Genomic DNA, 23,421 nt, shown 5'->3' with positions numbered 1-23,421 from the left:
GATCGCCTGAGAGGTTTTTCGTCCTTCCATGATTCGCTTTTTGCAAAAAGACAGCCGCGCTATCAAGATCGTCTTCATCGTTATCATCGCCGTTGCCTGCATCACGATGGTGATTACGCTGGTCCCCGGAATTTTCAGCAACGAACTCTCGACGAGCGATACCTACGCAACGATTCGCGGTGGGGGCTTCTTTGGCCGGTTTCTCAGCTCCAGCGACCAGATTTCGAACCAGGACGTGCAACAGCTGGCCACGCGCATGATGCAGCGGCAGCAGCTCCCTGAGTTTGTCCTTCCATTCATGATGCAGCGGGTGGGCCAGGGCCTGATTCAGCAGCACATCGAGTTGGAGGAGGCGAACCGCCTCGGACTTTCTGTCACGGATGAAGATCTGCGGCAGTTCCTGCACACCGGCATGTGGGGCCAGGTGCTGTTCCCCAAGGGGCAGTACATTGGCGACCAGCGCTATGCAGAGCTGATCCAGGACAACTTCAATGTCTCGCGCGACAAGTTTGAGAGCGAGGTCAAGAAGGAAATTGAAGAGGAACGGCTTAAGTCACTGATCACGGGCGGCGTGAGCGTCTCGGATAATGATGTGAAGCAGGCGTATCTGCAGCAGGCGACGAAGATCAAGTTCAACTATGCCGTGCTCTCAGCAGACGACCTGCGCAAGCAGATCAACCCCACCGATGCCGAGCTGCAGACTTATTTCAAGCAGAATGCGACCCGCTATGCCAAGGCGATTCCCGAGCAGCGCAAGGTGGAGTACATCGCGTTCAATGAAAATGCGCTTCCCGGCGGCGTTCCGCATGTTACCGATGCTGAGATGCAGCAGTATTATCAGGCCCATCAGCAGCAGTTCAAAGTAGACGACCAGGTTCAGGTGCGTCACATCCTCATCAAGGTTGACCCCAACGCTACGCCACAGCAGGACGCGGCGGCGAAGGCGAAGGCGCAGAGCATTCTGGATCAGCTCAAGAAGGGTGGCAACTTCGCGGAGCTGGCGAAGAAGAACTCCGATGATCCGGGCAGCAAGGATCAGGGCGGGGAACTCGGCTTCATCAAGCATGGCGTGACGGTGCCCGAGTTCGACAAGGTTGCCTTCATGCTGCAGCCCGGGCAGACCTCAGGCCTGGTGCGCACCAAGTACGGTTATCACATCATCCAGGTGGAGTCGAAGCAGGTGGCGCACACCAAGCCATTTGATGAGGTCAAGACCACCATTGAGGCGCAGCTGACCCACGACATGGAAGCCAAGGCGGAGCAGGCACTCGCACAGCAGATCCAGACCGAGGCGCAGAAGAGCGGCATGGCGGCCGCTGCAGCTGCTCATCATCTGCAGCTCGTTACGACCGACTATCTCGCGCAGCAGGCGGTCGTGCCCGGACTTGCCGATGGCTCCAAGCTGCTGGCTGAGGCCTTCTCGGCCAAGCAGGGAGCGGCTCCGGAGGTCACGACGACGGGCGAAGGATATGCCGTATTCCAGGTGGCTGGAGTACAGGCGGCGCATGCGCCGACGTTTGATCAGTGGAAGGATCATGTGCTCGACGATTTCCGCGAAGAGCAGCTCCCCTCTCTGCTGGCTCGCAAGACCAACGAGATGGCCGATCGCGCCCATGCGGAGAATGACCTGGCCAAGGCAGCAAAGGAAGCAGGCGCGACCATCAAGACCAGCGACCTGGTTACCCGCGATTCGCAGGTTCCCGATCTCGGCCAGATTTCAAGCGTTGCTCCCGATCTGATCTCTCTGAACGTTGGACAGATGAGTAAGGCGATCAACACCGGCCGCACCGGCGTTGTTGCCCAGATCACGGATAAGCAGGCTCCCAGCGCGGACGACATCAAAAAGAATTTTGAGCAGACGCGCGAAGCAATTCTGAACCAGCGCCGCGAAGAGATGTTCCAGGTCTTCGTTACGGATCTTACGCAGCGCTATGAAAAAGAAGGTCGCATCCGGATCAACCGGCAGCAGCCACAGCAGGCATCACAAACCGGCTTGTAAGCCGTCTTATATACATGAGCAATAAGGCCCGCGATTTAAGAGTCTCTTGAGTCGCGGGCTTTTTTTGCATCTTCCAACGTCTGGCTGGGATGAAAATTCATGTCATTTGATCGCTCTTCTGGAATCCTGCTGCATATCAGTTCGTTGCCATCGCGCGGCGGCATCGGCGATCTTGGGCCGGCGGCCTACGCATTCGCTGATTTCCTCGCTGCGGCGAAGCAGCGGCTGTGGCAGGTGTTGCCGCTAAGCCCGACGGGCTACGGCAACTCGCCCTATGCGGCGCTATCGGCCTTTGCAGGCAATCCACTGCTGGTAAGCCTTGAGGTGCTTGTTGAGTGGGGCTGGATTGAAGACGAGCGGCTTGCCACGCTTGATGACCGGATCGGCTATGTGCAATTCGACCAGGTCGTCGAGCAGAAGAGGCCACTGCTGCTCGAGGCAGCGCGAAATTTTCTGGATCAGCGGCCGCCGGAGCAGTGGGAGCGCTTTGAGCAGTTCTGCAGCGTCAACGCTGACTGGCTGAATGATTATGCCCGGTATGCTGTGCTGCGCAACAATTCTCACTCAGCTGCGTGGAGCCAGTGGCCGCTGGAGCTGGCGCATCGTGATGCAGCGGCGCTTGCCCGCTTTGATCAAGAGCAAGGTGAGCAGCTGGCAATCGAGCAGGCTATCCAGTTTGCCTTCGACGAGCAATGGAGCAACCTGCGACGCTACTGCGCAGAGCGGGGTATCAAGTTCATCGGCGATATAGCGATTTTTGTCAGCTATGACAGCGCCGATGTCTGGACGCATCCGGATATTTTTGACCTGCGGGAAGATCTCTCCCCGGTGCGGGTTGCAGGCGTGCCGCCGGACTATTTCAGCGTGACAGGCCAGCGATGGGGCAATCCCCTGTATCGCTGGGATAAGCTGGAGGCGCAGGGATTCGATTGGTGGGTCGCGCGTATCCGTCGCGCACAGGCTCTTTATGACATCATCCGTCTCGACCACTTCCGCGGTTTCGAGGCCTACTGGAGCATTCCCGCAGAGGACGATACGGCCGTGAACGGTGAGTGGGTCAAGGCGCCGGGTGCAGAGCTGTTCGACCGGCTGGGGCAGGTGTTGGGTAGACTGCCATTCATCGCTGAAGATCTCGGTCTGATCACGAAGGAAGTGGATGCGTTGCGCGAGCAGTTCGACCTGCCCGGTATGCGGATTCTGCAGTTCGGCTTTTCAAGCCGGGGCGCGCATAACTATCTGCCGCATCGTTATGTACCGAACACCGTTGTCTACACCGGGACGCACGATAATGACACTACCCGCGGATGGTGGGAGCACGGCGCAACGGAAGTAGAGAAGGCTGCAGTCAGAACCTACCTGAATCCACCGGATGATGAAGTTGTATGGCCGCTGATGCGCGCAGCCGCATCCTCAGTGGCGGATATCTGCCTCTTTCCCCTGCAGGATGTGCTGGAGCTGGGGTCCGAAGCTCGCATGAATATTCCTTCGCGGGCAGCCGATAACTGGAGCTGGCGTTGCCATCAGGGAGCACTTACGCCCCAACTGGCCGAGCGGCTGGCGGCGCTCACCACGGTTACCGACCGGGATGTTGCGCCGCCTGAAGAGTTGTAGGCGTCCTCAGTCCCGTGTGCTGAGGCAGAGCGCTACGGGATATGTGCCAAAGAGGTCGCTCAAACGGAGGCGGCCTCGCTCGTCTGCGGTGATAATCTCATCGGTCATGCCATTTCGATAAGAACGGGGCGCATTTTCGGGAAGTGTTATTACTGCCGATCCCCAGACTTCACCGATCGGGAGATGGGGCTGCTTCCGCATCAGCGTACAGGCAAAGCGCGGGACTGCCGCCAGGCATGCCTGGGTTGCGTCGTTGTTGATGCGCAGAAACGCAATCAGGTGCTCGCCCAATTCGCCTTCGGCAGTTATGGGCACATAGTTGCCTCTGCGAAAGAGTTCGTCTGCTGTGTTGCGCAGGTGCAGGGCGCGGTGAGTTGTCCATAGCTTGACGCGCCCGCCAGTCAGGTCCGAGAGGACACCGCTGGCGGCCTCTGCCACGGATTGCTGCTGAAGTTCGCCGAGCAATCGTGTGCGCAGCTGATAATCGACCGGCCGGCGGTTATCCGGGTCAACCAGGCTGAGGTCCCACAGGTCCGAGCCCTGATAGAAGTCAGGCACTCCCGGGGAGGCCACTTTGAGCACCACCTGGGCAAGGGAATTGATAGCTCCAAAGGTTTTGAGGCAAGGCATAAGCCGCTCAAGAATGCTCACGAACGGAGTTTCGACTCCTCGCCGTCCGAACTGGAGGATGCTGTCGACAAAGCCGTGGACGGCGTCCAGGTATTCGGGGTTGGGGTTGACCCAGCTCACATTGATCTTTGCTTCGCTCAATGCTTTGGAAACGTACTGCTTGATGCGCTCGGTAAAGCTGTTGCGGTCCTCGGCGGTGTGCGACTGCCAGGGCCATGCGCCCGCGATGGTCTGGTAGATCAAATATTCTTCATTGGGGTCGGGGGCGGTGCGCCCATCTTCGAGTTTGCGCTTGAACTTCGCATTCATGCGCTGCCAGCGACGGACGACCTGTGCCCATTCCGCAGGCATTTCTGAGAGCACATTCAGCCGGTTTCTTACGTCTTCGCTGCGCTTGGTATCGTGCGTTGAAGTGCCGAGCAACGCGTCCGGCGAGTTAGCGAGACGGTCCTGGTTGCTTGTGTGAAAGGTCTCCAGGCTGATGCCGAAGGACTTCATGGAACTGCCGACTTCGTTGGACGAGATAAAGCGGTTGTACACGTAGAACGATGTGTCTTCCACGCCCTTCGCCATCACTGGTCCAGTGAGCTGCTGGAATTTGAGCGCGAAGTAGAGCTGGCGCTGATAGACATCTTCTTCACCGTGCTGCAGGAGCAGCAGCGTGTTCATGAGGAAGTCAAAGGCCGAGGCATCCGCATCTGCATTGCGGTGCTTGGCGCGCTGGATTGCCTGCCTGATGAAGCTGGTATCGCGCTCAGTGTATTGTCCGCGCTCATCGATGTAAGTGCGATAGACAGGAAAGCATGCGATGGTCTCCCTGATGACGGTTTCAAGGAGACTGTCGGTAAAGTCGCGAGCACGCCGGTCCGCGGTAGCAAGGTGGCTCAGCAGGTTGGTGAGCACATAGGTTTCGCTCGCAAGCGCATTATTCAGCACCTGCAGCTTTGAGCGATAAATAATCTCGTCGGGATCAGTGTTGCGCGGCGAAATAGTTCCATAGAGGCTGGTGAATTTACGCTCATTCGCCGGCTGGATAAATATCTGGTTGGCGAAGTGAACAAAGTCGTAGCCTGACGTGCCTCGTACCGGCCACTCCCGGGGTAGCGACTCCCGTGGCTCAAGTATCTTCTCCACGACGCAGTAGAGCGGGCCCTGACTCTTTGCCCAGTCATAACCGCGGAGTGCTTCCCTTATCGGCTGCTCAATGCCGCTGGGAGAGGCCGGCCCGGAGAGGGATTCGCCTGCACACTGGCTTGCGATGTAAAGCAGCTGCAGGCGGATGAGGTACTGGCGCGGATCGAACATGCCGTCGCAATGATCGATGCGAACGCCCGTGATTTCATTGCGCGCGAGCATGCGCCGGACCAGGCAGTGAGTCTCGCGGAAGACTTCAGGATTTTCCATGCGCAGCCCGACCAGATCGTTGACGTCAAAGAAGCGACGGTAGTTAATCTGCTCGGACGAGGTGCGCCAGAAGGCGAGCCGGTAGGGCTGCGATTCCAACAGCGCGTGCAACTGGTCAAAGCTGCCCGGATCGCCCTCAACCCCGTTGATCTTCTCTATTGCGCTTTCAATCTTATCCTTGAGCGCTGGATCCTTAAGGGCCGTATGCAGACGTGGCTTAAGCTCGGCGAGCTGTTCACGGCGTTGGGCCACCAGCTTAGGATCGATGCTTTCATGAGGCGGAATGTGGACGAGTTCCCGGAGCAGATCGCGGAAGGATTGCGGAAGCTCGTCAGCCTCTGGACTCTCGGTGGGAAAAATGATCGGGAGGGTGCGCGGTGCGACGGGCATGAGGTGATCGAAGTATTGAATGCGCATCGTTCCGTCCTCGATCACGAGCCGGATATGCTTTGCCTCCAGCTCCTCTCCATACTGCTTGCCTAGGATGGGCAGTAGCAGCTTGTCTTTGAGGGCAGGCTTCAGGGGCGTCCAGTCGATGTCAAAATAAGCAGCATATTCCGAGGCGCGCCCGTTTTCGAGCACATCCTGCCACCAATGGGAGTCGTTGCCCACGCCCATATGGTTGGGAACAATGTCGAGCAGCAGGCCGAGGCCGAGCTGACGCCGGGCCGAGGTGAAACGCTGAAAACCCTCTTCCCCGCCCAATTCGGGATTTAAGCGGTCATGGCGCGCGACGTCGTAGCCATGCTGGCTGCCGGGGCGCGCTTCAAAGATCGGGGAAGAGTACAGATCGCCGATGCCAAGACTTTTCAGATAGGGAAGGGTCGCTTCTGCATCGGCAAAACTGAAATCCTTGTGGAGCTGCATGCGGTAAGTCGAAATGGGCGCGCGGGCCTCGGTAAACAGCTGTTCCTGTATGCAGTCGTTCATGTGCATAGAATGCGCCTCTGGGAAAAATGATATGCGGTGAACCTCTTGTTGGATGCCTGGAACACCACTTGAGTCTGCCTGAGCCATCCGCTTTACGGAGAGCCCCTTGAGCGACGACAATAGGATTGTTATTACTTTACAAGTGAGGATCCATGCCACTGTCCGGTGAAGCCATTCGAATGATGAACTACGTTGATGATGTGTCGGTGACCCTGCGCCGCGTGATGGCATTATCGTCAAGCCTGACACCAGAGGAGCGCAAGCGTGTCAGCGACTATCTGCGCCAGGCAGAGCCGAGCGTCGATAAGGTGCTTGCTGTGCTGGAACAGAAGTAAAGAGTGATTGACTCGAAGGTGATCTCCTCTAAGGTCGTTGCAATAATCGGCGCCGGGCCGCTCGGCCGCGAACTCGCGCTGCTGTGCGCGCGCGCCGGTTACGCGACTGTGCTGGAAGACCTGATGCCGTCGAACCTGCGGCGTGCTGTCGAATACGTTGCCAGTACAGACGCAGCCTCCGCGTCTCTGACTTATGCGTCCACCATCGAGGGCGCGGTACGCGATGCGGATATCATTCTGGATACGGTGCCGGATGAGCTGGAGTCCAAGCTGGAAATTTTCAGCCTGCTCGATCGCATGGCGCCTCCAAAGGCAATCTTTTGCACTCCCACGCGCGCGCTCAGCATCGCCGATCTTGCCTCATGCACGTATCGGCCAGAACGTTGTGTGGGGTTGAAGCTACCGGTCTCGCTTGAGAATGGGCAGCAGATTGAGATCACGACAACCCCGCGTACTGCGCCGGATGTGGTGACTGCAGTGAAGGAACTGTGTCAGGCGGTCGGGCTTGTCCCGATGACGGCGGTTGATCCGCTGGAACTGAGCAAAATCTAAGGACTATTCGCTGTCAGGTCGCTGGTAAGGCTTCTGCAGGTAAAGCCGCGCTTCATTGAGCGCACCGGCTGTGTTGTCGTTGGTCTGGATCGCCTGTCGGTATTCGTTGACGGCGCGGCTGCGCTGGCCCGTGACATCGAAGATTTTTCCGATCTGTATATGGCTCCAGACCTCGGTCCATCTGGGCTGATTATCTCCGTTGATCGCATCGCGATAGGCGTTGGCGGCAGCCTGGTAGTTGCGCTGCATAAAGAGCACCTCACCGATGCGATAGTTTGCCAGTGAGCTCGCGGGGTTTGCGGCAAGTGCTTTCTGATACTGCGCGAGAGCTCCCGGATTATCACCCTGGGCGACAAGCTGCTGCCCTTTCAGGATGGCCACGCGGACCTGCATGTCGGGCGAGTTCTGCAGAATCCAGTGATCCGGATCAATCGTGATGTGGCGAGGCCTGCCAAAAGTATCGACAACGTATTGCGAGTCTGTGCCGACGACATCGATGCGCTTGCTTTCAGTCTTTCCTTCGGTCTCAAACTGCAGTTCGACCGGCATATTGAAGAGATCCAGGTCCTGCTGAATTTCGCCGATGGTGCGGAAGCCTTTGTTATTGCCCAGCCGGAAGACGGTGTACTTATTGTGAAACTCGGGCGCTCCGGTGCCGTCGAGCCACTGCGCGAAGAATGGTGTGAGCTGCTGCTGGGATTGCGCTTCGGCTATCTTTTCAAAATCTGAGGTCTTGATGGGCTTATCGGTGTATTGCGAAAGGGCAGCGCGCAGTATTTTGAGGAAGCTGTCATCGCCGACTTCCCAGCGGAGCATATGGAAGACCATCGCTCCCTTTTCGAGCGTCATGGACTGGAAGTCCGGAGAGAAGGGGCTGAGCGTGCCGGCGCTGGTCAGGGGGATTGTGTCGTAGGCGAGGGCGCCGGCGGAGATGTCCTGCACGGCGTTGGCGAGCGCTCCCTTGCCCTGCTGATCCTCAAGGTACATGAGCTCGCCGTAGCGCGACATACCGTTTGTGATCCAGGTATCGTTCAGGGTTGCCGGGCTGATCTCACTCCCCCACCATTGATGCGCAACGGTGTTGGATAGCAGGCGAAAGTCGGTCTTGTTGCCGATGCGGGAGCCGGCGACAGCTGCTATCTCAGGGGCCCAGTAAGCCGGCACTGTCCCTTCAGGCAGTTCCACGACGTTGAGACGCGTCGACTCAGGAATACCGAAGGTGCTGGTGAAGTAGGCGAAGACGCGATTTGCGGTCTGGACATAGTCCGGGGCAGCCGTTTTGTGAGCGTCGGTAATATAGACGCGGATATTCGTCGAGCCTGCGACGGCAACGGGATCGTTGAACTTGCCGGCAATGATGGTGCCGGGAAAACCCGGTTTGTTCCACTTGAAGTCGTACTCCTGCTCACTGCCTGTCTGCAGGGCGGGGCCGGTGCTTCCGCTGCCGATGACTCGATAGCCTGTTGGCACCTTGACATCAATCTCCGCGGTGAAGCGGTCCGTCATGTAGCCGGTCATGGGAAACCAGGCTCCGGCATAGAGCAGATAGGAGATGGGGTCGCCGATGGACGCAAGCTTGAGCCCTTCCACCGGGCCGCCTTCACCGGTAAGGGTGCCGTCATAGGTGAAGTTCCACGTGTAAGACTGACCCTTTGCGAGTGTGCTGGCTGGAGTGATGCGCACAGTGGAAGAAGCACCGCGCTCGCCGGTGAGCACCGCTCCCGACTGGTCTGTGACCTTCTCTACTTTGAGCGCACCGTGGAGCTGAAAGATGACGGCATCAAGATTGTCGAGCGCCGTAAAGGTAACCTTGGCCGTTGCGCTGAGCTTGTGATCGGCAGGGGAGAGTTCGGCTTGGATCGAGTAGCCCGTTACGTCGATGACCGGCTTCGTCGCTGCGAGGCTGCGCGAGGGGAAGCCGAGAAGCAGCAGCGCAATCGTGAAGAGCGGAGCTAAGGCAGCAGGTCTCATCATGAAACAGGGCTCAATCTGGAATCGTAAATCAATTGGCTGGTGATGCTGGCCACCTTTTCGATTGCATCACTCTTGCCATGCAGCTTAGTGGCCACTGCGTTCAGATCCGCCTGCATCCTGCTTCTCGCAGCCTCATCGTGGAGCAGCGGCCGTAAAGTTGAGATGATCTTCGCCGCAGAAAAGTCAGCCTGGATCAGCTCTGGGACAATCTCGCGGCCTGCAACCAGGTTGACCATGGCCACGTGGGGTACATCGACCACTCTCTTTGCCACGGCATAGGTCACGGCAGAAACCCGGTAGACCACGAGGAAGGGGTTGCCGATGAGGGCTGCCTCCACGGTAGCGGTGCCGCTGGCAACGATGCTGGCACGCGCGTGATGGAGAGCCGCCCGTGCATCATGGACCAGGGTGATGCGCGGTTGGCCGGAGGCCGGAAGCATTGCCCGCACCTGCTCAATCTGCTCCGGCGTAAGGGTGGGCGCGAGCGGCAGCAGCCATTCGCAATCCTCCTGGAGCAGGCGCGCCGCCTCGATCATCTCCGGTAGGTTGAGCCGAATCTCCTTTGGGCGGCTGCCTGGCAGGAGCGCAATCCACTGCTTCGAGGCATCGAGCCCATATTGCCCGGCAAACTCTGCGCGCTGTTGGCCCGGTGTGGGAAGCTCAGCCAGGGGATGCCCCACGAAGGTTGCTGCAACTCCGTGCGCAAGGTAGAAATCCTCTTCGAAGGGAAAGATGACCAGCATCCGGTCGACATAGCGCTGGACATGACGGATGCGGTACTTCTTCCACGCCCACAGCTGAGGGCTGACGAAGTAGACGACCGGGATGCCATGGCGGTGCAGTTCGCGGGCGAGGCTGAGGTTTACATCAGGGAAGTCGATAAGGATTGCGGCATCCGGCTGCTCCTCGGCGATGCTCTTTTTCAGGCGCTTGTATTCGCCATAGATGCTGGGCATGTGGCGGATGACTTCGGTGATGCCCATGACTGCGACATCCTCAGCCCGGACGATCCGGCGGAAGCCAAGCCGCTCCATGCGCTCGCCACCGAGACCGAAAAACACGGCGTCCGGGAGGATGCGGCGCAGGGCAGGAATCAGCAATGCTCCGTAGTGTTCCCCGCTTGCTTCACCAGCGGAGAGGAAGATTTTGGTCCGCGTCCCGGCTTTCGTCATGGAGTTCAGTCCGTCCCGAATGCGACTGCCTCGGGAAGCTCCTGGTCCTTGTACTGGAGCTGATAAAGCTTCCAATAGATGCCGTGCTGGGCGAGCAGTTGCTGGTGCGTCCCGAACTCGCGCAGCTGGCCTTTGTGCATCACGAGGATGACATCCGCACGCTGTACGGTGGATAGCCGGTGGGCGATGACGACCGAGGTGCGCCCCGCGACCATGCGTTCCAGCGCAAGCCTCACTCTCATTTCGGTGTCGGTATCCACGCTCGAGGTCGCTTCATCAAGGATGAGAATGCGCGGGTTGTGCGCCAGGGCCCGGGCAAAGTTGATGAGCTGCTTCTGGCCTGTGGAGAGGCTGTTGCCGCGCTCTCGGAGCGGCTCAGAGAAGCCCTGCGGCAGACTCTGGATGAAGTCGTGCACGTTAACCTGCTCGGCAGCTCGCTCCATGTCGGCCTCCTCGATCCAGGCAGTGCCGAGGCGGATGTTCTCACCGATGGTTCCGCTGAAGAGGAAGGGATCCTGCAAGACGACCCCGAAATGCTGGCGCAGCTTTTTCAGGTCCTGCTCGCGGACATCGACGTCATCAATCAACACACTCCCGTGCTGGACGTCATAGAAGCGCATCATCAGGCTGATGATGGTGGTTTTGCCGGCGCCAGTGTGACCCACGATGGCCGCCGTCTGGTCGGGTTCGACGACGAAGGAGACTCCGCGCAGAATCCACTCGATATCCGTCATGGCTGCAAGCTCTTCGGCGGAGGCGCGGCTGATCTGCTCCGCGCGTTCTTTGCTCAGCCGCTCATAGGTGAACCACACATCGCGGAACTCGATCCGTCCTACGCCGTCGCCCTGGCGGGTGATGGCGGGAGAGACGATCTCGGGTTCGGAGTCGAGAAGCTTGAAGACGCGTTCGCTGGCGGCCATGGCTGCCTGCAGAATGTTGTACTTGTCGCTGAGGTCCTGAATCGGGCGGAAGAAGCGCTGCGAGTATTGGATGAAGGCAACCAGCACGCCAAGGGAGACGGCGTTGCGCATTGCGCCTTCACCGCCGCGCCAGATGACCAGCGCGATGGCAATCGAACTGAGCAGTTCAACAGCCGGATAATAGAGTGCGTAGGCGAGAATCGCGTCCTTGAACGCATCCATGTGCTGCTGGTTGACGGCCTTGAACTGACTATAGGAGCGGGCTTCGCGGTTGAAGAGCTGCACGACACTCATGCCGCTGACGTGTTCCTGGGTATAGGCGTTGATTCGTGCAATCGCCGTGCGGATGCGGCGGTAGGAGTCGCGCACATGCTTGCGGAAGATTCGCGTCACGAGCAGGATAAGGGGCAGCACAGCGAAGGAAAGCAACGCGAGCCACCAGTTCATCCGCAGCATGACGAGGACGATGCCGGCGAGCACGAAGACGTCTTCAAAGATGGCGAAGACGCCGGAGGTGAACATCTCGTTCAGCGCATCGACGTCGCTGGTCAGGCGTGTGACCAGGCGTCCGACAGGGTTACGGTCAAAAAAGCCGACGTGCATGCGCTGCAGATGACGAAAGATCTGGCTGCGCAGGTCGAACATGACCTTCTGGCCGGTCCACTGCATCAGGTAAGTCTGGACAAACTCAAGACCATAGCTGAGAACCAGGGTGCCGAGGTAGAGGGTAGCCAACTGGGTGATGCCGTGCACCGGGTCAGGACTGAGATGACGGGAGAGCCAGGATTGCTTCACCGGCGGCCGCGCCGTCATGTAGCGGTCAACGGCGACCTTGGTGAGGTAGGGCCCAAGCACGTCGGACGCGGCCTTGATCAGGATCGCAACCAGCGAGGTGAAGGACGCCAGTTTATAGGGGTAAAGGTAGCGGATCAGACGGCGCATCAGTCGTCCGTCGTATGCTTTGCCGACGACTTCCTCTTCGTGTTGTTGGGTTTTGTCGTCTGCCATGCCTAGTCCATTGTACGAGGTCGCGAGCCGGGAGACGACTCCCGCCCTCAGGCCGTGGAACAATAGAGTTTCAAGGGAATTGATGTGGCGATGAACAGCCTGGGTCTTTATTTTTCGGTGCCATTCTGCCGGTCGAAGTGCACCTATTGCAACTTTGCCTCGGGGGTCTTTCCCTTGAGCCTGATGGGTGGCTATGTCGAGCATCTGCGGCAGGATCTTGCCGAGGCACGCGGGCGGGCGGAGCAGCAGGGCCTGGTTCTGCCCGAGGCGGTGGACTCCATCTACTTTGGCGGAGGAACGCCAAGCCTGCTGGAGCCCGCAATGATTCGGGCGCTCTTCACCTCGATTCAGGAGGATTTCCGGGTAGTGGCAGGGGCGGAGATCACGCTTGAGTGCGCTCCCGGACAGGTGGAACCCGTAACGCAGGATGCGATGCTTGCCTGCGGTGTGAACCGGATCAGTTTTGGAGTGCAGTCCTTCATTGATCTTGAAGCAAAGGCCAGCGGGAGGCTCCATACTCGCGCACTCGCGCTTGAGGATATCGACCGGATGCAACGCGCCGGGCTGCGGGTGAATGTTGACCTGATCGCAGGGCTCCCGCACCAGACGGCTGCTTCGTGGACAGAGTCGCTGAGGGTGCTCAGTGAGTGCGGAGTCGATCACGCCAGTGTTTACATGCTGGAGATCGATGACGAGTCGCGGCTTGGACGGGAAGTGCTTTCGCTGGGGCAGCGCTACTCCGCCGGCAAGTTGCCGTCTGAGGATGAGGCTGCGGATTTCTATATCGAGGCAGTGGAGACGCTGGCTTCGCTCGGGCTGGCGCAGTATGAGATTTCCAACTTCGCGCGAGCGGGGAACGAGTCTGTCCACAACCTCAAATATTGGCAGCGCAAGCCCTACCTGGGGCTTGGCGTCGATGCTCACTCGATGCTGCGAACTACGACTGGAGCTGCTGCCCGCTTCAGCTTCGATGACGACCTGCAGCAGTATCTCGCCGGGCGACGCTGGCCCGAAGCCGATCTTCTCCCCCCCGATGCGGAGCTGGAAGAAGCATTGTTTCTGGGTTTGAGGATGAATGCCGGCGTGGACCTCGCGGAACTCGCGAGGGAGTTTGGCGAATGTGCCCTTGCGCGCTATGCGCTACCCTTTCGCGAGTTGGAAGAGGAAGGCCTGCTGGCGCGCACAGGCCAGCGGATATGCCTCACCGCGCGCGGGCGGCTGCTGTCCAACGATGTTTTTGCCCGATTTCTGCTGGAAGAGCAGGAGTCCGTGGCTGGTTGATAATAGTTACAGGATGACAACCGATACCGCGCCCCTCAGCGAAGTAAAAGCTCCCACTCAGGCTGCAACAGGAATCATCGATCTACGCAGCGACACGGTCACGAAGCCGACTGCAGCGATGCGTGCGGCCATGGCGTCAGCCGAGGTGGGCGACGATGTCTATGGAGAAGACCCCACCATCAACCGGCTGGAAGCGCGTGCCGCGGAGATCTTCGGGCGCGAGGCCGCGATCTTTGTCCCGACCGGCAGCATGGGCAATCAGATTGCGATTCGTCTGCATACGCAGCATGGGCAGGAGGTAGTCGCGGAGAGCCGCAGCCATATTCTCGACTGGGAGATGGCGATGGTTGCTGCATTCTCAGGCTGCCAGATCAGGCCTGTTCCGGCTGAGCGCGGCATCCTGACCTGGGCGCACATTGAGCCTGCGATTGCGGGCAAGATCTATTACCGCGCGCAGACTGGGCTGATTTCGCTGGAAAACACACACAACATGGCCGGGGGTACGGTTACGCCGCTTGCGGTGATGCAGGAGATCTGGGCTGGAGCGAAGGCAGCGGGGCTGCCGGTACACCTGGATGGGGCACGAGTCTTCAACGCCGCCACTGCGCTTGGCGTGGATGTTGCCGAACTGACGCGCGGTTTTGATACGGTAAATTTTTGTCTCTCAAAGGGTCTTTGCGCACCAGTAGGCTCGATGCTGGTCGGAAGCAGGGAACTGATCGCCCGCGCGCGGTCTGTGCGGAAGGCTCTGGGCGGCGGAATGCGGCAGGCAGGAATCCTGGCGGCGGCGGGTCTCATTGCCCTTGAAGAGATGCCCGCAAGGCTGGGCGAAGATCATGCCAATGCGCGCCTGCTGGCGGAAGCTATCGCTTTCGCTCCCGGCGTGGAGATCGATCTCGAAGCTGTGCAGACGAACATCGTGATCTTCAAACTGGCCAAGGGTGGCGATGCTGCGGCGCTGGTGACAAGGCTGAAGCATCGTGGCATCCTGGCCGGAAGCGTGGGACCACATGCCGTCCGCTTTGTGACGCATCGCGACGTGGACCGCGCCGCCTGCGAAGTGGCTGCCCGGATTGCGGTCGAAGAAATCTCCCAGAAGTAAATGCGCCGGAAACGGAAAAAGCCCGCATGCTGGCGGCAGCATGCGGGCTTTTCCTGTGGATTGTGATTGAGGGTCGAGTGTGGCGACCGGCTAAGGGGTTCTGGCAACTTTCTGCGGGCTATGTGTGCTCGCTGGAGGAAGCGCCCAGGCGAACAGGACTCCACCGCTTCCGGTGAGGACGTATTGCCGTCCGTCGAGTTCATAGCTGATGGGCGAGCTCTGGATGGATGCGCCTGTGCCTGCATGCCACAGGGTTTTGCCATCGCTGGTATCCAGCGCGAGGAAGTTGCCGTAAGCGTCGCCGGTGAAGGTGACCCCAGACTCTGTGGTGAGGACGCCTGCGCCTGAGCCTCCGCGTCCTACCTCGTGGCTCCAGCGGATTTTGCCGGTCTGGTAGTCGATCGCTTCAATGACTCCTTTGCCCCACAGGCCATAGTCCGCACCGGCCCAGCCGTAGTTTCCGTCGGCAGGCTTGGCGAAGTAGATGCTGTAGCTGGGGTGGGCATCGACGATAAAAAGGCCGTTCTTTGGATCGAAGCTGGGTGCGCGATAGTTCGTGAGACCGCCTTCATCGGGCGCGATCAGGCGGCCATCGGGCGCGGGCTCCTTGTCCGGATTGGGGATAGGGTGGCCGTCTTTATCGATGCCTTTGGTCCAGTTTGTAGGCCCATAGGGAACCGTCAGCAGGCTCTTGCCATTCGTGCGATCAAGAACGAAGAAGTAGCCGTTCCGGGAGGCCTGCATCAGCATCTTCCGGGGTTGGCCGTGGAAGGTGCCGTCCACCAGCATGGGCGTCTCCACCGCGTCCCAGTCGTGGGTATCGTGCGGGGAAACAGAGAAGCCCCAGGCGAGCTTGCCGTTGTCCGGGTTGATGGCAACAATGCTGCAGGTGTAAAGGTTGTCGCCGGGCCGCGTAGAGCCATTCAGAACTGGCGTCGGATTTCCGGTACCCCAGTAGACAAGGTTGAGCTTGGGGTCATAGGTTCCGGTCATCCATGTCATGCCGCCGGTGGTCGTGTTGGGTGTGCCTGCAGGCGGGGTGCTGTTCCACTGCCATTGCGTTTCCCCTGTGTCGGGATCGAGCGCCCGCAGATAGCCAGTCAGGTTATCAAAGTCGCCGGATACTCCGATGATGACATGGTTGGCGACCACGAGCGGCGCCATTGTCGTCCAGTAGCCCTTGTTCACATCCGCAATGATCTTGTTCCACCGCACCGAGCCGTCCTTGGCATTCAGCGAGATCAGATGCCCATCCGGCGAGGTGAAGTAGAGCCAGCCCTTATACATTGCAACGCCGCGCTGACCGATATGGTCGCCCTGCGTCGTTGGGTGATGGAAGTGCCAGAGCATGTGTCCGGAACGTGCATCGACAGCCCAGATATTGTCGGGCACGGTGAAGTAAAGGACGCCATCCACCAGCAGCGGTGAGGCCTTGATGGACGCTGTCTGATCGGTCTGGAACGCCCACGCCAGGGACAGGTTGCTCACGTTCCGTGGGGTGATCTGCGTGAGGGGACTGTGGCGCTTGCCCGAGTAGTCGCCGTGATAAAGCGGCCAGCTGTCGGCGGGCGGCTTTATCAGATCCGCGGAATCGAGATTTTGCGCTCTCAGCGAGTGGGGCGACGCACCCAATGTCAGGAGTGCGCCTGCGGCAAGAACCAGTGCTTCTTTCAAAAGCTTCATATCTGCAAAAACCTCTATTTACCTGACTTCTCAGTACGCTGGCTGCACAACAAAACGGCGCCTCAGCGCAATGTCTGCAGATAGGCCATTAGATTGTGAATGTCTGCGTCGGTGTATTGACTGAACTGTTTGACGTGCGCATCCACAGGCGAATCGATCGTGTACTTTATCCTGTTAACCGGCCATGAGTGATAGACGCCGTCTCCGTCGCGCATGCCCAGCGTGAACTCATCGTGGTACGCCACTATTCCCTTGAGCTGCTTTCCAGAGGGCAGTGTGACGATGACTCCGCTTTTCACATCCCGGGGATCGAGCATCCGTTCTTCCAACTGCAGCCCCTGATAGCGGCTGGCGATGCCGGCGAGATCGCCGGTGGCTGAGTGGCATTTGGCGCATCCACCGGGCCCATTGAAATATGCCTTGCCGGCTTCTACGTTCCCGGTCTGCAGGTCGGCAACATCGACGCCGCGACGCTTCCCCTGCATGCTATTGGCGCTTGCCACCTGCCCGTGAATGAAGGCTACGATGCTCTGCAGCTCGGAGCTTGATAAGTTGAAGGCTGGCATGCCTTTCTGCGGCCTTCCCTCACGTACTACTTCAGAGATTTTGTCACCATTGACGTCGGCGTGGACCAGTTTGGAGCGGGTCAAGTCGGGCCCCGTCTCGCCGCCCATCGCGTCGCGACCGTGGCAGAAGGCGCAGTTCTGCCGGAAGAGAGCGCCGCCGGCCTGAGCCAGGCCTGACGTCTGCGATTTTGCGGCGCTGCCGCCGGCCGCCTGCGCGGCAGATGCAACTCCGGGGGTAGTGCCCAGGAAGTGCAGGATTGCCGTCAGCTCCGGATCAGGCAGAGTGGGGAAGCCAGGCATGCGACCCCGTCCGGTGTGGACCAGGGTGGTGATCTGCTCGTCGGTCATCTGCCGCTTGATGCCGATCAGCGGAGGAAATGCAGGCAGATTTCCCTGGCGCTGATCTCCATGGCAGATAGCGCAATGGTTTGCGTAAGCCTCGGCGCCGAGCTTATCGGTCGGCTGGCTGCCAGGTGCATGTTCAGTCTGCAGGGCGGAAGCTGCGTAAACAGGTTTCTCCTGGAGCTGAAGCGAGAACACTCCGAACGCTGCTGTGAGGAGCGCCACATATTGAAATCTCTTCATCGTTGATATAACCGCTTTCAAGTGATAGGCAGTAGCAACCCAGTCATTCCGAATACTTGATCAATTGCATGAAGCCGTAATCCATGTGAAGTTGCTGGTGACAGTGCATCAGCGTATCGCCTGGATTGTCGGCGATAAAGTCCACTGACACCGTATCCAGCGGCATGACATTGATTACATCTTTTTTCAGTCCGCTCATCTGCTTGTTACCGATAGCGGCAACCTCAAATGTGTGCCGGTGCAGGTGCATGGGATGCTGATCTCCGCTGCCGTTTCTAAAGATCAGCCGATAACGCTTGCCCTGCTCGACCATAAGCGGCTCGATCTCAGGCCAGGATTGATTGTTGATCGTCCAGGTATCGAACTTCGATCCCTGCTTCGGCCCAAAGTCACGAAAGGTCAGGACAAAGCTCTTATCCGGTTGTGGCGATGCGGCTGCGTTGGCAAACTGGCTATAGTCCCACGCGACGGGCTGAGGATCTTTCCACACGGGCGCGCCTGTACTTCCCGCATACTCGATGACAATGCCCAGACCCATCTGACGCGCTTTTTCCAGCGTGGAGCCGAGCACCCAGACGCCGGGCGAGTTCATTTCTACAATCGCATCGACGCGTTCGGCGACGGCAAGGGAAAGAACCTCCACCGATTTCGGATTGGGAACCGGGTTGCCGTCCATGGCGATGATCTTAAAGCTGTGGCCCGGCAGCGCGAGCACCACATTCTCAGTGGCGCTGGCATTGAGCAGCCGCATCAGGACGCGTTGTCCCTTCTTGACGCGGATGGGCTCGCCTGAGCCCAGCATGTGAGCATTGATCGTGGCGTACTTGTAACCCACGTCGGAGCCGGTTGTCAGGGGCTTGTTCGATGACTCCGCCCGCATCGTTTCGACCATGGGAACAAACGAGGGCTCCCAGTGATGGACTGCCAGATTGACTTCCTGATCGTAAGGCGCCGGCTGGTCCTTCCCTTCGATCAGCAGAAATCCGAACTGGCCGGTGTAGGTGCCTATCGCAAGGTTGTCATAGGCGGTCGTGTGGGTGTGGTACCAGCGCGTTCCTGAGGGTTTCGGCGTGAAGCTGTAACGCTGGGTCTTTCCAACAGGAATCATTGGAGAGCCCTCCTCCATCGCGCCATCGTTGAGGGAGTCAATGGCAAGGCCATGCCAGTGCACGATATCCGGGTGAGAACTCGCATTCGTGACGTCAATGGTCACGGGAACGCCCTCGCGCAAACGAAGCAGGGGACCTGGCACCTGACCGTTGTAAGCAAGAGTTTCAATCTTTACCCCGGAGCCGATGTCGATCGTGCAGGGCTCGATGCGGATACTGTGATTAGCCTTGCCAGACGCCTGCGGAGCCCGGGGAAGTGCAGCATGGAGCGATCTCTCTGCCAGCACGAGGCCAGCGGCGGAAAGAAAATTTCTACGGTTCATTGTCCCTCTCTCCTGGAAGCGGCCAACTTATACCCACCATGCCGCCGCAGGAGTTTCGCGAATCACTACTTCGTGCAGAAACTGCGCAGCCTTCCTCAAACCCTCCTCGGGTGAGAGCAGGCTGTCCTCATGTTCGATGGAAAGCACGCTGTCATAGCCGTACATTCTCAGCGTGGAAACAAACTCCTTCCACCACTCTGCGCCGTGGCCATAGCCGCAGGTGCGGAAGATCCAGCCGCGGTTTGGTTCGTCAGTATATGGCTTGGTATCGAGCACGCCAGTGCGGGAAAGGTTTGCCGGATACATCTGCGTGTCCTTGGCGTGGACGTGGAAGATCGCATCCCCAAGAATCCGGATAGCCGCAATCGGATCGATGCCCTGCCAGAACATATGGCTGGGGTCGTAGTTGCAACCAACCGACGGTCCCGCAATGGATCGCAGTCGCAGCATCGTCTCCGGGCTGTAGGCGACGAATCCCGGGTGCATTTCGATTGCGATTTTGACGCCATGATCGGCGGCGAACTGTGCATGCCTGACCCAGTAGGGCGTAACGACTTCGTTCCACTGCCAGTCGAGCACGCTGAGATACTCCGGTGGCCACGGGCAGGTGACCCAGTTGGGAGCCTTTGCCTGTGGGGAATCTCCTGGACAGCCTGAAAAATCAACCACCACCGGAATTCCTAACTTCTCCGCGAGCAGGATGGTCTTGCGGCTTACTTCCTGCGCTCGCTTGGCCTGTTCGGGGTCCGGATGCAGGGCATTTCCATGACAGCTCAGCGCACTGATCGTCGTCCCCTGGTCCGCCAGCTTCTGCTGAAACGCTTTGAGAGCGTCAGAATCCTCGAGCATCGAAAGCTTGCAGTGGGCGTCGCCGGGGTAGTTTCCTGTTCCTAACTCTACGGTTTCGATCTGAAGTGTCTTTAGTTTCGCAAGCACCTCTTCCAGTGGCATCTGCGAGAGCAGCGGTGTGAATACTCCAAGCTTCATCTGTAGTTTCCTGTTCCCCTTGTACCGAATGAATCTATGCTGACAGACCGCCGCTGACCTTTTGCCAGACGCCGCCGGCTGCGTGACTCTTGAGCATTGCCTCAACCAGGCAGGCAGAGCGATAGCCATCTGCGAAGGTTGGCAGAAGCGCAGGCTTTGTTTCGGGGGATGCTCCGTTGCGGATCCACCCGTAGGCATCGCGGATGAGGTTGAAAAATGCGTCCGCCCAGCCCTCCTGATGGCCGCCCGGCAGGTGAACATAACCGGCGGCGCCACTGGTGACGAGTGAGGGATCTTTCGCCATGACGCAGTTCGGCTTGTCCTGATGCCCGATCCATAACTCGTTTTGCTCTTCCTGTCGCCACTTGAGGGATGAGCTTCTGCCGTTCAGTTCCAACACCAGATCATTCTTGTGACCGGGCAGCACCTGGCCGACAGAGAAGCTCCCCTTGGCTCCGCCCTGAAAGCGAAGAAGTACACTGCCCAGATCTTCTGCTGTTACGTTGACGGCGATGCGTTCAGCCGAGTTGCCCCGTGAGAAAGCTTCGGCTGAAGCGCCGGAAGAGTAGCGCACAGGAATGACCGTTGTCAGGTCGGCCAGGACAGAATCGATCTTCAGCCCGGAGACATGTTCGGCGAGGTCGCACCAGTGGGAACCAATGTCCCCTAGCGCGGAACTGACGCCGCCCTTTGAAGGGTCAGACCTCCACGAATAGACATTCGGATCGGTCATCCAGTCCTGCAGATAGTGTCCGTGAACAAAGGTGAGATCGCCGGTGTCTCCCCCTGCAATCATCAGCCGTGCCTGCTGGACGAGAGGATTGCCGCGATAGTTGAAGGTCACAACATTCGCGACCTTTGCAGCCTTCGCAGCTTCCACCATCCGGCGCCCATCCTCGGCATTGATCGCCAACGGTTTATCTGAGATGACATGCTTGCCGGCGGCGAGTGCCGCCATGACAACCGGAAAGTGGAGATGATTCGGAGTGGTGTTATGGATGACATGCACATCCGGGTCGTCAATCAACGCCTGATAGCTGCCATAAGCACGATCAACCTTATATTCGTGCGCTTTTTGGTCTGCCGATTTCTGCGATGAACCGGCAATCGCAACCACTTCGACGTCACCCAGTCGCCGCACCGCATCAATGTGGTGCGCGCCTACAAATCCCGGGCCTATAAGCCCCATTCCCAGTGTTCTCATCGATAGCTGGCCCGCAACATTATTCCCTTCGTTTTCAAGCTCCAGTTTTGCATTCGGCTTAGTGAGCCGCGTCCGCTACGCCCGGCCGCGGATGAGAAGCTGTGCTGCCCTCCGTCATGCCCAGAGCCCACTTGATCGCCTCAAAGTACATCTTGCGAATGTCCGGGTCTTCCCAGGATTCCTCGGTATGACCGAGGGTCGAATAAAAGACGCGGCCCTTGCCGTACATCTTGGACCAGGCAACCGGGAAATCATGATCGGTCCTGTGGATGCGCGGATTATTTTCATAGTTGAGCTTTGACGCATCGAGGCTCAGCAGGACATTCACCTTCGAGCGGGACCAGTCTTTCGGCTGGTAGATTTCATCATATTTCACAAATTCCTTGGGAAAGTGACGAACGGCGGGAAAGTTTGGATCCTCGTTGATGATCGGGGCGTTAAACGTCATCCACGGGTGCTGGTCGAACCACCCGCCGATCATTTCGCCATACTCGGGCCACGTGTAATTCGTATCGAGCGCTGCGTGGATGCCGACAAAGCCCTTGCCATCTTCTTTGATAAAGGACATCATGTCCTGTTTCTGGCTTGCATCCATGTCCAGTTCGCCGGTGGTGCTGGCGAAGACCAGGACGTCGAAATAGTTTAGATTCTTTGCATTTCTCCCCAGGTCTTTCTTGGTGAGCAACTCTGTGTCCGTGCGCATCTCCGTATCCCAGAGGCCCGTGTCGTGACCCATCTGATAGATCGCGGCCATGGCAGCCGAGACGGAGTCGTGCTCGAAACCCTTGGTCTGACCGATCACCAGCACATGCTTCACGTGAATCTGCTTGGCATGGGGCGGCGGCGGAGGCATGGTCGCGTCCTGCGCGTGACTTAAGGAGGTGAAGGGAGCGGCGACGAGCAGCAACAGAGAGAGAGAGAGGAAGCTACGACGATGGCGCAAGGGATCTCCTTGATAGCGTGTCATGCACAAAGTGTGCTGCTGTTGAGCGCAGGGCCAGAAGCCGAGCCGGTACGCGGCGCGTGGTTCTCCTGTAGCTTCCTGTGCTCGATTTATGAAACCGAAATTTCACCTGCAGAGCAATCCTGATCCGAAAAATTGTACGCATAGCAGTGTATGGGCGCGAGCCACGAGAAGCAACTCGGCTTCAGATTCCTAAACATCAGGGGTGATTGACCGGCTCTGGCCGGCAGCGAAGCGCTTCTGTTGATAGTCTGGGGTCTGAGAGGGCCTATGCCATCGAAGATTGAATCTGCCGCACCCCGCCAGCATGCCTATACGGGGCCGGCGACGCCTCAACTGCCAGAACCGAGCCACGCCGAGCGTGCGCGAACCCTCCTCTCGCTCGCCACGCAAGGGACACTGTCGACAGTGTCGCGCAGGCATGAAGGCTTTCCCTTCGGATCGCTTATGCCCTATGCGCTGGATGCGGAGGGTCGTCCTGTCTTCCTCATCAGCAACATGGCGATGCATACGCAGAATCTGAAGGCCAACCCGCGCGCCAGCCTCTTTGTCGGCCAGTCTGCCACGGATGGCGATCCCCTGGGTGTTGCCCGGGCGACGCTGGTCGGGGCTGTCGAACCGGTTCCTGAAGGCGAACTCGCTTCTGCACGGGAGATCTACCTGGCGCGGCATCCGAACAGTCAGTCATGGGTGGACTTTGGCGACTTTGGGTTCTTTCGGCTGCAGCCCGTGGACCTCTACTACGTGGGCGGATTTGGGGTGATGGGATGGGTCGCAGCGGAAGACTACAAGCAGGCCTCGCCGGACCCACTAGCGGAGGCTGCGCCCGGCATTCTCACCCATATGAATGCCGATCATGTCGATGCCATGATTCAGCTGGCGCATACCCACGGCAAGCTGGAAGCGACTGAAGCGACGATGACTTCTGTCGACCGGCTGGGATTTTTTCTGCGGCTGAAGACGGCCGACGGCATGAAGGGTATCCGTATCAACTTTCCCGGCGAAGTGACTACGGCGCAGGAAACGCGTAAAGCTCTGGTAGAGATGGTGCGCGCGGGCAAAGGCGAGCATTAGCCACTAGC

Annotated in this window: 17 protein-coding genes; 7 read left to right on the top strand and 10 right to left on the bottom strand. The window is 58.8% G+C overall.

The window, feature by feature from the left end; translation table 11 throughout:
* Nucleotides 1-28 precede the first annotated feature (28 nt).
* Together C7378_RS06180 and malQ are read left to right on the top strand one after the other, a co-directional pair.
* Nucleotides 29-1,999 (top strand): peptidyl-prolyl cis-trans isomerase, encoded by a 1,971-nt coding sequence (locus tag C7378_RS06180; RefSeq protein ID WP_131993485.1) that lies wholly within the window; start codon nucleotides 29-31, stop codon nucleotides 1,997-1,999.
* Between the two features lie 99 nt (nucleotides 2,000-2,098).
* The gene (gene malQ / locus C7378_RS06175; RefSeq protein ID WP_131993482.1) at nucleotides 2,099-3,610 is read left to right on the top strand and encodes a 4-alpha-glucanotransferase; all 1,512 of its coding nucleotides are present in this window, start codon (nucleotides 2,099-2,101) and stop codon (nucleotides 3,608-3,610) included.
* 6 nt (nucleotides 3,611-3,616) lie between these two features.
* Here the strand turns inward: malQ and treY are convergent, their stop codons facing one another.
* Entirely contained in the window at nucleotides 3,617-6,574 is a 2,958-nt protein-coding gene (gene treY, locus C7378_RS06170) for a malto-oligosyltrehalose synthase (RefSeq protein WP_165876687.1), read from the bottom strand.
* A gap of 152 nt (nucleotides 6,575-6,726) precedes the next feature.
* Here treY and C7378_RS06165 point away from each other — a divergent pair, with 152 nt between their 5' ends.
* Nucleotides 6,727-6,909, top strand: coding sequence for a hypothetical protein (locus tag C7378_RS06165; RefSeq protein ID WP_131993476.1), 183 nt, complete (start codon nucleotides 6,727-6,729; stop codon nucleotides 6,907-6,909).
* A gap of 3 nt (nucleotides 6,910-6,912) precedes the next feature.
* Nucleotides 6,913-7,461 carry a 3-hydroxyacyl-CoA dehydrogenase NAD-binding domain-containing protein gene (locus C7378_RS06160; protein ID WP_131993473.1) on the top strand — a complete coding sequence of 183 codons (549 nt, stop codon included), beginning with the start codon at nucleotides 6,913-6,915 and terminating at the stop codon, nucleotides 7,459-7,461.
* Between the two features lie 3 nt (nucleotides 7,462-7,464).
* Here C7378_RS06160 and C7378_RS06155 read toward each other — a convergent pair whose 3' ends face one another.
* Genes C7378_RS06155 through C7378_RS06145 form a run of 3 tightly spaced genes read right to left on the bottom strand, consistent with a single transcriptional unit; the run spans nucleotide 7,465 to nucleotide 12,535 of the window.
* Complete coding sequence (locus C7378_RS06155) at nucleotides 7,465-9,435, bottom strand: M1 family aminopeptidase (protein ID WP_131993470.1); 1,971 nt, start codon at nucleotides 9,433-9,435, stop codon at nucleotides 7,465-7,467.
* Nucleotides 9,432-10,607, bottom strand: a complete 1,176-nt coding sequence (lpxB, locus tag C7378_RS06150; RefSeq protein WP_131993467.1) for a lipid-A-disaccharide synthase — start codon at nucleotides 10,605-10,607, stop codon at nucleotides 9,432-9,434. The genes C7378_RS06155 and lpxB overlap by 4 nt, the downstream gene beginning before the upstream one ends.
* A 5-nt stretch (nucleotides 10,608-10,612) precedes the next feature.
* A complete protein-coding gene (locus C7378_RS06145; protein ID WP_131993464.1) occupies nucleotides 10,613-12,535 on the bottom strand; it encodes an ABC transporter ATP-binding protein in 1,923 nt (640 codons plus the stop codon).
* Between the two features lie 90 nt (nucleotides 12,536-12,625).
* On the opposite strand from C7378_RS06145, the gene hemW reads away from it, so the two are divergent.
* Both hemW and C7378_RS06135 read left to right on the top strand, forming a co-directional pair.
* Nucleotides 12,626-13,816: a radical SAM family heme chaperone HemW gene (hemW, locus tag C7378_RS06140; RefSeq protein WP_131993461.1), complete on the top strand. Its 1,191-nt coding sequence runs from the start codon at nucleotides 12,626-12,628 to the stop codon at nucleotides 13,814-13,816.
* Nucleotides 13,817-13,829: 13 nt separating this feature from the next.
* Nucleotides 13,830-14,918 carry a threonine aldolase family protein gene (locus C7378_RS06135; protein ID WP_131993458.1) on the top strand — a complete coding sequence of 363 codons (1,089 nt, stop codon included), beginning with the start codon at nucleotides 13,830-13,832 and terminating at the stop codon, nucleotides 14,916-14,918.
* A 90-nt stretch (nucleotides 14,919-15,008) separates the two neighbouring features.
* Here C7378_RS06135 and C7378_RS06130 read toward each other — a convergent pair whose 3' ends face one another.
* The 6 genes from C7378_RS06130 to C7378_RS06105 all read right to left on the bottom strand — a co-directional run bounded on the left by C7378_RS06130 (nucleotide 15,009) and on the right by C7378_RS06105 (nucleotide 22,342).
* The gene (locus C7378_RS06130; protein ID WP_131993455.1) at nucleotides 15,009-16,601 is read right to left on the bottom strand and encodes an acido-empty-quinoprotein group A; all 1,593 of its coding nucleotides are present in this window, start codon (nucleotides 16,599-16,601) and stop codon (nucleotides 15,009-15,011) included.
* A 62-nt stretch (nucleotides 16,602-16,663) separates the two neighbouring features.
* Nucleotides 16,664-17,752 carry a c-type cytochrome gene (locus C7378_RS06125; protein WP_131993452.1) on the bottom strand — a complete coding sequence of 363 codons (1,089 nt, stop codon included), beginning with the start codon at nucleotides 17,750-17,752 and terminating at the stop codon, nucleotides 16,664-16,666.
* Nucleotides 17,753-17,795: 43 nt separating this feature from the next.
* Entirely contained in the window at nucleotides 17,796-19,184 is a 1,389-nt protein-coding gene (locus tag C7378_RS06120; protein ID WP_131993449.1) for a multicopper oxidase family protein, read from the bottom strand.
* A gap of 27 nt (nucleotides 19,185-19,211) precedes the next feature.
* The gene (locus tag C7378_RS06115) at nucleotides 19,212-20,171 is read right to left on the bottom strand and encodes a sugar phosphate isomerase/epimerase family protein (RefSeq protein ID WP_131993446.1); all 960 of its coding nucleotides are present in this window, start codon (nucleotides 20,169-20,171) and stop codon (nucleotides 19,212-19,214) included.
* A 34-nt stretch (nucleotides 20,172-20,205) separates the two neighbouring features.
* Nucleotides 20,206-21,375 carry a Gfo/Idh/MocA family protein gene (locus C7378_RS06110; RefSeq protein WP_131993443.1) on the bottom strand — a complete coding sequence of 390 codons (1,170 nt, stop codon included), beginning with the start codon at nucleotides 21,373-21,375 and terminating at the stop codon, nucleotides 20,206-20,208.
* A 58-nt stretch (nucleotides 21,376-21,433) separates the two neighbouring features.
* A complete protein-coding gene (locus C7378_RS06105) occupies nucleotides 21,434-22,342 on the bottom strand; it encodes a ThuA domain-containing protein (protein ID WP_131993440.1) in 909 nt (302 codons plus the stop codon).
* Between the two features lie 267 nt (nucleotides 22,343-22,609).
* Here C7378_RS06105 and C7378_RS06100 point away from each other — a divergent pair, with 267 nt between their 5' ends.
* A complete protein-coding gene (locus C7378_RS06100) occupies nucleotides 22,610-23,413 on the top strand; it encodes a HugZ family pyridoxamine 5'-phosphate oxidase (protein WP_131993437.1) in 804 nt (267 codons plus the stop codon).
* Nucleotides 23,414-23,421: the final 8 nt, after the last annotated feature.

This window comes from Acidipila rosea (genome assembly GCF_004339725.1).
GTDB classification, from domain to species: Bacteria; Acidobacteriota; Terriglobia; order Terriglobales; family Acidobacteriaceae; genus Acidipila; species Acidipila rosea.
The sequence above is the reverse complement of the archived record's forward strand: the minus strand, read 5'-3'. Positions and strand labels throughout refer to the sequence as shown.